Raw genomic sequence first — 12,664 nt, forward strand, 5'->3', positions numbered from 1 at the left:
TTTAGCGGCAGATAATCCCATCAAAAACTTGCGCGAGTCTATCACACTTTTCCTTGAGCTTAAATTTCAATACACCCAAAGCATTCAAATCCTGTTTCAGAAAAATGTTTTTCAAGATAACCTTTTAAATAGCGTTGGGTTTCTTGACTAATAATAGGATCATATTCTGGGTAACCGTTATACATTACACTTAATACTGAAATACCACGAGTACGACAAGCCTCTAAACTTAATAATGTGTGGTTTATACTGCCTAATTTTCCCGATGTGACTAAAATCAAAGGGTAATTATTTGACTGAATATAATCTAGCGTCGTCGCTTCCTCGCAATAGGGAACCATTAACCCACCAGCGCCCTCCAGCAACACATAATCATATTTTTCTGCCAAAAGTGCGGTGGATCTTTCAATGATTTTTGCATCAATTTTTCTACTTTCTCGCTTTGCAGCTAAATGTGGCGAACAAGGATATTCAAAAACATAAGGGCAGGTTTTGCCTTGTAAATCTTCTTCCGTTAAATCAATCCCTTGAATCTTTCGATGCACAAGCAAATCATCAGCGATATTTTTACAACCTGTTTGAATCATTTTTTGTGTAATCACGGAAAAGCCTTGTTCCATCAACTTTTTAGCATAAATCCCTGTTGCCACTGTTTTACCCACATCAGTATCAATCCCCGATATAAAAATAACTTTGCCCATAAGCTGCCTTATTGTCTGTCCGCCGCAGAATAGCGTGCGATAAAAAATAACGGATGATAAGTCAGGCGCACTTTGCCCGACGGCATACTGAACGCCGACAAGTAATCGTCAATAAATCCATTGAGATTTTTTCTTGTCCAATTTTTTTGGTTCGTGGCTGTTACGCCTGTATATTTAAGGTGTTTGAGTACATCTAACGGCGTATCAAAGTCTAGTATTACCTTAAAATCCTCACACCATAAAAGCTCAAAATCTTTGGCTAACCAAGCCTGCCATTGGGATAAAGTCGGGTAATTTAAGCCTATATTTGTGATTTGGCGGACTTCTTTTAAATTGTCTTCGCCAAAGGTCGCAACCGCCAATAATCCGTTTGCTTTCAAGCCTGTTTTGCAATGGGGGATAAAAGCCTCGGGTTGATGAAACCATTGCACGGCAGATGCGCTTGCGATTAAGTCAAATTGTCGTTGAAAAGGAAAGTTTTCCGCATCACCGCAATAAAAATCAAAGGATTGCGGCAGTTTTTCAGCCAATTGGGTCTGCACATCGCACAAATCATTAAATAACCAATAATCCGCTGAAATCTGTTTTTGCAGCAAGGCACTCAACATTCCTGAACCGCAGCCCAATTCCAATACGTTTTCCAATGGCATATCCGGCAAATAATCTTGCAAATGCGCCATTAAATTAATCGTCATTTTTTGTTGGATTAAGGCGTGCCGGTCATAATCGTTTAATGCTTTTTGGAAAGCCTGCCGAATGCGCGATTTATTTATGGCAGTCAGTGATTCCATAGTGCCGACCAATGGGTGAATCTTGAAAACAGGTAATGTCCGCCGTCAATTTCCCGAACGGTGCAACGCGGTGTCCAATATCGGTGCTGATTGGCAGGCATAAAAATTTTATCGCCCGATCCGACCAAGGCATTTGTCCAGCGGATAAGATCTGTACGTCTATCTTGCCCGATCATCGCAAAAAGTGTGGTAAGTTCTTGATGAATTTCGTCAAACGGACGGGCGGAAAATTGTTGGTAATCTTCAAAAGATGCTTTATCGCCACAGATTCTGCGTTCAAATTTTAAACGGGTATTTTCCGTGAGGTTCTCCAATGTGCCTTTAAAAACGGCATAAGGAATGCCAAAATTGTCATCACAAGGCAAGCCCGTGCCATTCACTGCCGTTGCGGATTTTAATCTTATTCCTTGCAATGCCCTCTCTACCGCCCAAACGCCCATTGACCATGCCACTACACGAATTTGCTGATAGGCAGAAAAATCAAAATCTAACTTCAAATCTTGATAATCGTAGCAAATTAATAAATCATGATCTGTTGGCAAAATCAAATGAGCCACCGCATCAAGAGGTGTCCCCCAGCCAGCAAAATAAACTATTAAATGCTCACCTTGATGATCATAAAATTTCGTTTTCACATTATTTCCTTATAAGCATGCCACAAACTGTTTTACTTCATCTATTGTCATATCTGCCGTCAAAGATAATCGTATTCTGGATGTACCTTTTGGTACTGTCGGTGGTCTAATTGGCAAGCAATAATAACCTTGCTCTTGCAGAGTTTTCGCCTTAGCAAGGGTTACTTCGTTCTCGCCTAAAATATAAGGAACGATGCAAGTTTGGCTTGGCATTATTTGCGTTCTATGCTCCACTTCTTGGCGTAAAAATGCACTTAACTGCTCAAGATGAGTTCTTTCTTTTGAAAATTGTGGTAATCGTTCAAAAATAAAATGAGTCCAAGCCACATTAAACGGCGGCAATGCGGTTGAAAAAATCAATGGGCGCATTTGATTAATCAAACATTCTTTCAATACTTGGTTGCAGACGGCATACGCCCCCACCGAGGCTAATGCTTTACCGAAAGTGCCGACCAATAAATCAATCTCGGCAATCAGATTATCCCGTTCGGCAATCCCCAATCCGTTTTGCCCATAAACACCGATTGCGTGGGCTTCATCCACATAAAGATAAGTATTGGGAAACTGTTTTTTTAATTGAACAAGATAATTCAAATCAGCTATATCGCCATCCATACTAAAAACAGATTCCGTCACAATAAAAGTGCGGTCAAATTTTCCAGCATTTTTTTCGAGCAGATTCTTTAGATGTTCATAATCATTATGACGATAACGAAAGAATTCACATTGGCTTAAACGAATGCCGTCAATCATACTGGCGTGAACGAATTTATCTGCCAAAATCAAACTTTTCGTCGTCGTCAAAGCAGGCAAAATACCGAGATTGGCGTGATAGCCGCTGTTGAACAATAAGGCACTTTCTCGTTGGAAACGTTGTGCGACAAGCTCTTCCAAATCGGTATAAATAGGAAAGTTGCCCGTTAATAAACGCGATGAAGAACTGGTAAAAGAGGGAAAATTACCGCCGTATTGCTGCAAAAAAGACCGGCGTAAGTTTTCATCTGATGCCAAACCCAAATAATCATTAGACGACATATTTAGCATTTTGCGGTTTTCCCGCGTAATATATCGTCCTTGATGAACTAAGTCTGGAATCGAGCGATATTGATTTTGCGCACTAAGCTTTTCCAGTTGCTGTTTAAAAGCATCCATTTTTCATCCTAATGTTCATATTCCTGTGTTAAAGCCAGAATCATGCCTTTTGTTAATTTCTGAAGTTCATCATCTTTAATCACAAAAGGCGGCATAACATAAATCAATTTTCCGAAAGGTCTAATCCAAACACCTTGTTCCACAAAACGCGGAACTAAAGTTTTCATATTTACCGTACTTTTCATTTCAACCACCCCAATCGCCCCTAATACGCGAATTTCTTTGACATAATCTTTTTCAGCTAAAGGCAAAAGCTGTTGTTTTAAGAAATGCTCAATTCGCTGAATATTTTGCTGCCAAGGGCTTTCTAACAATAAACAAATAGATTCCGCTGCAATTGCACAAGCCAACGGATTTGCCATAAAGGTGGGTCCGTGCATAAAGCATTTAGCCTCACCGCTACAAATAGTTTGCGCAATTTCAGTGGTCGTAATGGTTGCCGATAAAGTTAAATAACCACCCGTTAATGCTTTACCGATACACATAATATCTGGCGAAATCCCAGCATGCTCGGCTGCAAATAATTTCCCTGTACGGCCAAAACCTGTGGCAATTTCATCAAAAATTAGCAATATACCATATTGTTTACAAAGCGCTTGCGCTTTCACTAAATAAGTTGGCGAATAAAAATACATACCGCCCGCACCTTGCACAACAGGTTCTAAAATCAGTGCGGCGATTTCGCTACCTTTTTTCTTAAGTAAATCAGCTAAAGGTTCAATGACACAATCATTCCAAGATTCATTAAATGAAATATTGGGTTGAGGAAGAAAATACTGCACGGGTAAGCTATGATGAAATAAATGATGCATCCCTGTGGTTGGATCACAAACTGACATTGCATTCCAAGTATCGCCGTGATAACCAGAACGAATAGTGGCGAATTTTTGTCGTTGCACTTCTCCTTTAGCGTGCTGATATTGAATAGCCATTTTCATCGCTACTTCCACTGCAACAGAACCACTATCAGCAAAAAAGATCTTATCTAATCCATTGGGCAAAATTTGTACCAATAATTGAGCTAATTCCACCGCAGGGTCATGGGTAAATCCGCCAAACATAATATGGCTCATTTTTGCCAACTGATTCTGTGCAGCCGCATTTAAACGAGGATGATTATAACCATGCAACGCCGCCCACCAAGAGGACATACCATCAATCAAACGACGACCATCTTTTAAAGTTATCATCACGCCATCGGCACGTTCCACCGCATAAAGCGGCATATCAGAAGAAACTGAAGAATAAGGATGCCAAATATGTTGTGTATCAAAAGCTAAAAGTGATTGTTCATCCATCATTTATTTACCATTAAAAACTTATTCGTATCGCAAGGTAGCGGCAGGTTCTACTTTCGCAGCTCGATAAGCAGGATAAAGGGTTGAAAGCAAGGAAAGTAACAGCGAAAATCCAATGACAAAAATCATTTGAACAAAGGATAATTCTGTCGGTAAAAAAACACCTTGAGGATTTACCGCACTTACAATCTCTGTTAAGTTCAAGGTAACTAAAACACCCAAAATAGCACCGAGCAATGTGCCAACAAATCCCACCAGTAATCCTTGATAAATAAACACCGAACGAACTTGGGATTTTGTTAAGCCCTGAGTTTGCAAAATCGCAATTTCCCCTTGTTTATCCACCACCATCAAACTTAAAGAGGTGACAATATTGGAAATCGCCACGATAATAATCAAACTAATCAGCAAACCCATCATATTTTTTTCCATTCTCACTGCTTGGAAAAATTCGCCTTTTTGCACACGCCAATCTGTGATTTTTTGTGTCGGGAAATGTTGTGGGAGTTCTGTAATTTGGAACGGATCATTCAGAAATAAACGATATCCCTGCGCTTGCTGAGGTTGAATACGCATTAAGCGACCAATATCTGTAATATTAGCAAAGGCTTCGTAACCAGATGCTTCGCCATAATCATAATAAATATCGCTAACCGTAAATAAACGCTGCATTGGCACCCGACCGAATGGTGTATATTGGCTATTTTCCGTAATCATCAAACGGATTTTATCCCCAACATTCACGCCCAGTTTTTGTGCCAGTTGATCGCCAATGACCAGTTTAAACTCTCCACTAGGCAAAATTTCATTAAATTTAGCCTGATCAAAAGAATCAACCAAAGGATCATCAGAAAATGATTGAATACCTATAATTTGTCCTGCGCTCACGCCTTTTGTCGTTTGATAAATCACATTTGTTGTATTGATCGGCACGGCTTTTTGGACAAAGTGCGGTAAATTTTCTAGCGTTTTTTCCGTAGAAATAGGCTGATCTTCACTGACAATTGCGTGAGGAATGGAAGATAACACCTGTTGTTTTTGGTAATTCTCTAAACCATTCATCACAGAAAGCACAATGATCAACGCCATAACTCCCAGCACAATCCCCAAACTTGCAAGATTTGTGACTAATCGCCCAAAACGATCCGCACTTTTCGCACGCCAATAACGTAGCGCAATATAAAAGGAAATAGGGAAATTCATTATTTTTGATTTAATTGCAGTACAAATTCTTCAATGTTTTGCATTACTTTGCCAACTAATGTTGTTACCGCACTATCACTCGCCCAAGCAATATGTGGTGTGATAATTAAATTAGGCATTGTTTTTGCGGCTAAAATTAACGGATTATCTTTTTCTGGTGGCTCTTTTACCATTACATCCAAAGCCGCTCCGCCTAAATGCCTCGTTTTTAACGCATCAACTAAAGCAACTTCATCAATCAAAGGCCCACGCCCTGTATTAATCAAAAATGCACCTTTTTTCATTTTAGATAAGGTTTCTGCATTAATTAAATCCTTTGTTGTTTCCGTTAATGGGCAATGCAACGTCACAATATCCGCTTGTTTTAATACTTCATCAAAGGGCGTATAACCTTCACGGCAAACAGTAGCATCCTTATGTTCTGCATAAAGTACTTTTATTCCCACGGCATTCGCCAAACGCCCAACTTCTGTCCCCAAACAACCTTTACCAAATACGCCCAATGTTGAACCACGCACATCTGTAATGGGATAATCAAAATAACAAAATTGTTTACTTTCCGACCATTTTGCTTCCCTTTGATCGCGTAACCAACCAGCTAAACTATGTTTTAAAGCGAAAATTAATCCCATAACATGTTCTGGTACTGTCGTGCTGGAATAACCTGTCACATTACGCACAGCAATGCCCATTTCTTCGGCAGCCACAAGATCAACATTATTTGTACCTGTTGCAGTAATCGCAATTAACTTTAACTTGGGTAATTGTTTTAACGTTTCTCGATCAAAAATGACTTTGCTGGTAATAACAATGTCCGCATCTTTCGATCGTTCAATGGTTTCGGCAGAAGACGTATGATCATATTCAGTCCAAGTATGTTCAAAACTTGGGCGAGGAATTGAAATATGTTTAGGAATAGCCGTGCTATCTAAAAATACGATTTTCATTAATTGCTCCTTTTTATATACAAAGTGCGGTCAAAATTAACCGCACTTTTGATGAAATTTAAATTGAAGTATCCAATTCTGGGAAAGATTTTACTAAATCGTCAATGGCTTTCATTTGAGACACAAAACCTTCAAGAGCAGAAAGTGGTAACGCTGATGGGCCATCACATTTCGCTTGATTTGGATTTGGATGCGCTTCTAAGAATAAACCTGCAATGCCGACAGCTAAACCTGAACGTGCGAGTTCCGTTACTTGCGCACGACGACCACTTGATGCTGCCCCAAATGGATCACGGCATTGAAGTGAATGGGTTACATCAAAAATAACAGGGCTACCCTTAGAGGCTTTTTTCATTACGCTAAAGCCAAGCATATCCACAATTAAATTATCGTAACCAAAATTTGTACCACGATCACAAAGAATAATTTTATCGTTACCACATTCTTCGATTTTTTCCACAATATTACCCATTTGACCAGGGCTTAAAAATTGTGGTTTTTTCACATTAATTACAGCGCCTGTTTTTGCCATCGCTTCAACGAGATCTGTTTGACGCGCCAAAAAGGCGGGAAGTTGAATAATATCTACAACATCAGCAACAGGCTGACATTGATAGATTTCGTGTACATCGGTAATAATTTTTACCCCGAACGTATCTTTTAATTCTTGGAAAATTTTTAAGCCTTCTTCCATTCCTGGGCCACGGTAAGAATGAATAGACGAACGATTCGCTTTGTCAAAAGAAGCTTTAAATACATAAGGCACGCCAAGTTTCTCTGTCACTTTCACATAAGCTTCGCACACTTGCATTGCCATATCACGGCTTTCAAGGACATTCATTCCGCCAAAAAGCACGAAAGGTTTGTCGTTTGCAACATCAATATTACCAATTTTTACAATTTTATTTTGCATAAATTTTCCTTAAATCAATGGAGGGGAAAAGTATCTTTATTAATTTCGCCTTTAAGTTCTAAAAGTTGCGTGCGGATAAATGCCGCCGTTGGATCTTTTGGACAATGTTCCACAAAAAATTCTAAATCTTTCAATGCTGAAGGATAAGCCCCCATCTGAGCTAAAACCAAACCGCGGTCACGGATATGATAAGGATTTTCAGCATCAGTAATCATTAAATTCTTAATATAGTAGTATGCCATATCGTTATGCTCTTCACGAATAAGCGCATTTTTCGCCAGTTGCTCAAAGCGAGAATAAAGTAAAGAAAGATCGGCTCTATCAAGTTCTTCGGGTTGAATTTTCGCCCCAAACCCAAATGCACCTTCATAAAGTTGTTGCAATTTTTCTTGTGAGATATAAGTGCCATCCCAAGGATCAATAAAAGCCACTTCATCTCTGACCTCAGCACGTAGAATTAGCTGTGTTGGGAAATTTACTGGATAAATAGGTAAATCCAATGCCTCAGCTAAATAAAGCACAATTGCCCCAAGAGTCACTGGCATTCCTTGACGATACTCGAGGACATAGGGCAAATATAAATTACGTGCATAGAAATACGCTTCTGGATCGCAACAAAAGCCCCAATCGCCGTAAAATAGTTGTAGCAAATGATGAATCTGCTCTTCTTTCGACCAATCTGGCGAAATTTCTTTACGTGCTTTACGCACAAGCCCACCCATTTTTCCCCGAAGTTGTGCTTCTAAACTGCCATCATCAGAGATAACAAGATAAAAATGCACAAATTTATCGTATAACGCACGTCGATAATATTTCATTACTTCTTCCAAAAACCTAAAGTGACGCGCTCATTGTCGCCATAATCACGCACGGTTTCAACCATTTCCCAATGATTTTCTTGGAAAATTGACCGCACTTTTTCGCCTTGTTGCCATCCGTGTTCAAGCAATAATGCTCCATTAAAATTCAAATAATTCGGTGCTGATTCAATAATATAACGTAAATCAGCATAACCCGCATTATTGGCAACTAATGCAGAAAGAGGTTCAAAACGCACATCGCCTTGACATAAATGTTCATCTTGAGCATCAATATAAGGTGGGTTGCTGACGATAAGATCAAACTGCCCTGTTATATTTTCAAACCAACGGCTCTGCAAAAATTCTACATTTAGCTGATTTCTTTCCGCATTAGATTTGGCTAACGCCACAACATCGGGCATAAGATCCACACCAATGATTTCTAATGAAATTTGTCGTTTTTGACAAATAGAGGAAAGCTCCGAGGCTAATGCTAACGCGATAGCGCCTGTGCCTGTTCCAAGATCAAGAATACGAAAGTGCGGTGGATTTTGTTCCAGTTTTTCCAAAGAAATTTGTAATGCCTTTTCCACCAATACTTCTGTATCTGGTCGTGGAATTAAGGTGCTTTTTGAGACATTTAATGGCAATGACCAAAATTCTTTTTCGCCAAGAATGTAGGCAATAGGTTCTCCGTTTAAACGGCGATCTAAAAGTGCGGTCAATTTTAACCGCACTTTTTCATCAATCTCAGTATCATCAAAAGCAAGGATTTGCGTACGCGGTTTGCCAGTAGCATATTGAAGAAGCACAAGCACATCAATTTTACTATTTTCAGAGGGATTTTTTTGAGCTAAATCCGCCTTCGCTTGTGCCAGCCATTCTTTATAATTCATTAATTTTCGTCTTTTAACACAATCGTGCCAACCACTAAATCAGTTAAAGAACGGCGGTCATCTCGCACCAGTGCAACAATACCGCTAATAATCAATAAGAAACTCGTCCACGCCAATAAAATATCAATAATTTCGCGACCGATGTATTTACCAAATTCAACAGGCTGATTGGTATGATAATTAAATACACGCAAGCCTAACCAGCGTTTTGCCATTGTTTGACCATAAGTTTTCATGAAATATAACTGAAAACCAGCATATACAATCGTTCCGACAACACCGGCAAAATCCCCCAATGCAAAACCGAGACCAACCATCACCCAAAGCACAAGCCCATTAATCATACTCGCAAGCCAGCGTTTAAAACGGCTGGCTTGAGTGGGTTGAGATGGCTGGAAAGCAGAAGAAAACTCCGCATCTTTTTGATTTTCAATAATCATTTTATTTTCCTTTAAAGTTAAAGGGGGCATCTGAGACCAGACTCCCCCTATCATTCATTAATTCTGTTCAGACAATGCCGCCAATTGATCCGCTTGATATTCGGTAATAATCGGCTGAATCAATTCATCAATTTTACCATTCATTACTTCATCTAAACGGTAAATAGTGAGATTAATACGATGATCAGTCACTCGACCTTGCGGATAATTATATGTACGAATTTTATCAGAACGATCGCCCGAACCTAATAAGTTACGACGCATATCTGTTTGTTCTGCAGCTTGGCGTTCTTGCTCTGCCTGAACAATACGTGACGCTAATACTGACATTGCTTTCGCTTTATTTTTGTGCTGTGAACGTTCATCCTGACATTCCACCACAATACCTGTTGGAATGTGTGTAATACGCACTGCTGAATCCGTTGTATTTACGTGCTGACCACCAGCGCCTGATGAGCGATAAGTATCAATACGCAAATCCGCAGGATTAATTTCTGGCATTTCAGATTCCGGCAATTCTGGCATTACCGCAACGGTACAAGCAGAAGTGTGGATACGACCTTGTGATTCTGTTTTTGGTACGCGTTGCACACGATGACCGCCAGACTCAAACTTTAACTGACCATACACACCTTCGCCACTTACTTTTACGATCACCTCTTTATAACCGCCTTGCTCACTTTCGTTAGCACTGAGCATTTCTACACGCCAGCGTTTACTTTCTGCATAACGGCTATACATACGGAATAAATCACCAGAAAAAATACCCGCTTCATCACCGCCAGTTCCCGCACGGATTTCTAAATAGCAGTTATATTCATCATTAGGATCTTTCGGCAATAAAAGAATTTGAAGTTGCTGTTCCACTTCTTCAATTTCCGCTTTGGATTCTTCGAGTTCCATTTGCGCCATTTCTTTCATTTCAGGATCGTCGAGCAATATTTCAGCCTCTTCAATATTTTGATTTAATTGCGTCCAACGATTAAAACATTTCACGACTTCTTCAAGTTGCGAATATTCTTTAGAATACGCACGGAATTTATCCTGATCACTAATTACAGAAACATCGCCTAATAAGGCTTCTAGCTCCTCATAACGTTCTTTTAAACTTTCTAATTTTGCAATAATGGAATCTTTCATCATTTATAAGTCACCGAAAATAAAATCGGCGTATTCTAGCCGATTTTAGGGAAAATTGACAGTGTTAAAAGCGCAGTTAAAAATCTCCGTTTTTTAAATACGCGTCACATCAAATTTACTTAAATCAATACGATCTTCTGTAGCATAAAACATAGCAAGAGCATAGCGTAATGTTTCCGCTCGTTTTGGTAAGCCTTTTTCTACATACGTTTTCACTTGCTCATACACGGCTTGTTTAAAAGGCTGTGTATCGCCCGGATTGCCATTCAAATTATCCGCACTGACAAAATAACGAAAACCAGCCGCAGTCGCCAAAATCCACTCTAATGCTTGCGGTTTCACTTCAACTTTTTCAAAATCACGCTGACGTTCTTCTGAACGTCCATCTGGCTCATACCAATAACCAAAATCTTCTAGTTTACGGCGTTCTTTGCCTGCCACTAACCAATGGGCAATTTCGTGCAATGCACTGCAGTAAAAGCCTCGCGCAAAATAAATCGCGTTATAAGGCACGTCATCATTTGCGGGTAAATAAATGGGTTCTTCACCGCCTTTGACTAAGCGAGTGTTGTATTCATCTTCAAAACATTGATTAAAAATTGCAATAATATCTTCTAATTTATGTTCCATTCTATCGACTCCTAAAAAACTGTGAGATTATATCACCAGAGGCTCATTTGTTCTTGTTTATTTTCTTCGGGTAAATTGACATGTAACCCAATCAAACGAATCGATCGCCCTTTTGCTCGCATAAAAATTTGGGGAAGTAATTGCTGAAAACTCTCCAAAGAAAGGGGCAAACCTGTTTTCTCCAAAGTTGTTACTTGAAAATCTTCAAATTTAAGCTTTACGCCAATTTTACGAAATGCAGATAAGGGTATATTACGGCTAACACGCTCAAGGCGACGAATTAGCTCTTGATAAAGATTATTCAATAAGGCTGAAGCTTGCTCAATTGTGTGAATATTTTTAATCAACGTCTGTTCTACGCCGACTGATTTACATTCACGATGGGCCTGTACTTCACGATCATCAATGCCGTGGCTAAAATCCCAAATACGTTTACCCGCTTTACCAAATTGGTTTAATAAGACAATTTGATCAAAATTTTGAATGTCAGCACAAGTTTCTAATCCCATATCGAGTAATCGTTGTGATGTTACTTTACCTACGCTAGGAATTTTCTTTAAAGGTAAGGTTTTAATAAATTCCTCGACTTCATTCGGCTTAATCACAAATTGCCCATTAGGTTTGTTCATATCCGAAGCAATTTTGGCAAGGAATTTTAAAGGCGCCACACCTGCGGAGGCAGTTAAATTCAACTCATAAAAAATTGCTTGGCGGATTTCTTGTGCGATCCAAGTCGCAGAGCCTGAACATTTTTGGCAGTGCGTGACATCTAAATAAGCTTCATCTAAAGAAAGTGGTTCAATAATATCGGTATAACGCTGGAAGATTTGATGAATTTGTGCCGAAACTTGTTTATACAACGTCATATTCACAGGCACAAGAATGAGATTAGGACACTTTTTTATGGCTTGAGCCGTAGGCATTGCGCTATGCAAACCAAATTTTCTCGCCTCATAATTACAAGTTGTTAATACACCACGCTGACGAGAAGAACCACCTACAGCAACAGGCTTTCCCAGCAAATTAGGATTTTCACGAATCTCAATCGATGCGTAAAAACAATCCATATCAATGTGAATAATTTTTTTATCTTGCAACATAAAAAGTGCGGTTAAATT

General features: G+C 39.4%; 14 protein-coding genes. All 14 read right to left on the minus strand.

Annotated elements, in window-relative coordinates; all coding sequences use genetic code 11:
• Positions 1 to 59 precede the first annotated feature (59 nt).
• Positions 60 to 701 (minus strand): dethiobiotin synthase, encoded by a 642-nt coding sequence (gene bioD / locus ACPT9C_RS07350; protein ID WP_050949255.1) that lies wholly within the window; start codon positions 699 to 701, stop codon positions 60 to 62.
• 8 nt (positions 702 to 709) lie between these two features.
• Entirely contained in the window at positions 710 to 1,492 is a 783-nt protein-coding gene (bioC, locus tag ACPT9C_RS07355) for a malonyl-ACP O-methyltransferase BioC (RefSeq protein ID WP_050949256.1), read from the minus strand.
• Positions 1,480 to 2,127: a pimeloyl-ACP methyl esterase BioG family protein gene (locus tag ACPT9C_RS07360; RefSeq protein ID WP_118879829.1), complete on the minus strand. Its 648-nt coding sequence runs from the start codon at positions 2,125 to 2,127 to the stop codon at positions 1,480 to 1,482. Before ACPT9C_RS07360 ends, bioC begins: the two co-directional genes overlap by 13 nt.
• Before the next feature lie 9 nt (positions 2,128 to 2,136).
• The gene (bioF, locus tag ACPT9C_RS07365; protein ID WP_050949258.1) at positions 2,137 to 3,279 is read right to left on the minus strand and encodes an 8-amino-7-oxononanoate synthase; all 1,143 of its coding nucleotides are present in this window, start codon (positions 3,277 to 3,279) and stop codon (positions 2,137 to 2,139) included.
• An 8-nt stretch (positions 3,280 to 3,287) separates the two neighbouring features.
• Positions 3,288 to 4,577: an adenosylmethionine--8-amino-7-oxononanoate transaminase gene (gene bioA / locus ACPT9C_RS07370; RefSeq protein ID WP_050949278.1), complete on the minus strand. Its 1,290-nt coding sequence runs from the start codon at positions 4,575 to 4,577 to the stop codon at positions 3,288 to 3,290.
• A 21-nt stretch (positions 4,578 to 4,598) separates the two neighbouring features.
• The gene (locus tag ACPT9C_RS07375) at positions 4,599 to 5,780 is read right to left on the minus strand and encodes a lipoprotein-releasing ABC transporter permease subunit (protein ID WP_050949259.1); all 1,182 of its coding nucleotides are present in this window, start codon (positions 5,778 to 5,780) and stop codon (positions 4,599 to 4,601) included.
• Positions 5,780 to 6,727 (minus strand): 2-hydroxyacid dehydrogenase, encoded by a 948-nt coding sequence (locus ACPT9C_RS07380; RefSeq protein ID WP_050949260.1) that lies wholly within the window; start codon positions 6,725 to 6,727, stop codon positions 5,780 to 5,782. Before ACPT9C_RS07380 ends, ACPT9C_RS07375 begins: the two co-directional genes overlap by 1 nt.
• 58 nt (positions 6,728 to 6,785) lie before the next feature.
• Complete coding sequence (gene kdsA / locus ACPT9C_RS07385) at positions 6,786 to 7,640, minus strand: 3-deoxy-8-phosphooctulonate synthase (RefSeq protein ID WP_005654784.1); 855 nt, start codon at positions 7,638 to 7,640, stop codon at positions 6,786 to 6,788.
• 14 nt (positions 7,641 to 7,654) lie between these two features.
• Positions 7,655 to 8,458, minus strand: a complete 804-nt coding sequence (locus ACPT9C_RS07390; RefSeq protein ID WP_050949261.1) for a SirB1 family protein — start codon at positions 8,456 to 8,458, stop codon at positions 7,655 to 7,657.
• On the minus strand, positions 8,458 to 9,336 hold the full coding sequence (gene prmC / locus ACPT9C_RS07395; RefSeq protein WP_050949262.1) for a peptide chain release factor N(5)-glutamine methyltransferase: 879 nt from the start codon (positions 9,334 to 9,336) through the stop codon (positions 8,458 to 8,460). Before prmC ends, ACPT9C_RS07390 begins: the two co-directional genes overlap by 1 nt.
• On the minus strand, positions 9,336 to 9,776 hold the full coding sequence (locus tag ACPT9C_RS07400; RefSeq protein WP_050949263.1) for an RDD family protein: 441 nt from the start codon (positions 9,774 to 9,776) through the stop codon (positions 9,336 to 9,338). Before ACPT9C_RS07400 ends, prmC begins: the two co-directional genes overlap by 1 nt.
• 57 nt (positions 9,777 to 9,833) lie before the next feature.
• On the minus strand, positions 9,834 to 10,916 hold the full coding sequence (prfA, locus tag ACPT9C_RS07405) for a peptide chain release factor 1 (protein WP_050949279.1): 1,083 nt from the start codon (positions 10,914 to 10,916) through the stop codon (positions 9,834 to 9,836).
• 93 nt (positions 10,917 to 11,009) lie between these two features.
• Complete coding sequence (locus ACPT9C_RS07410) at positions 11,010 to 11,546, minus strand: elongation factor P hydroxylase (RefSeq protein WP_050949264.1); 537 nt, start codon at positions 11,544 to 11,546, stop codon at positions 11,010 to 11,012.
• Positions 11,547 to 11,578: 32 nt separating this feature from the next.
• The gene (gene dinB, locus ACPT9C_RS07415; protein WP_423717290.1) at positions 11,579 to 12,646 is read right to left on the minus strand and encodes a DNA polymerase IV; all 1,068 of its coding nucleotides are present in this window, start codon (positions 12,644 to 12,646) and stop codon (positions 11,579 to 11,581) included.
• Positions 12,647 to 12,664 lie beyond the last annotated feature (18 nt).

The sequence above is a fragment of the Haemophilus sp. HN_Hi16 genome, assembly GCF_049823435.1.
GTDB lineage: Bacteria > Pseudomonadota > Gammaproteobacteria > Enterobacterales > Pasteurellaceae > Haemophilus > Haemophilus influenzae_D.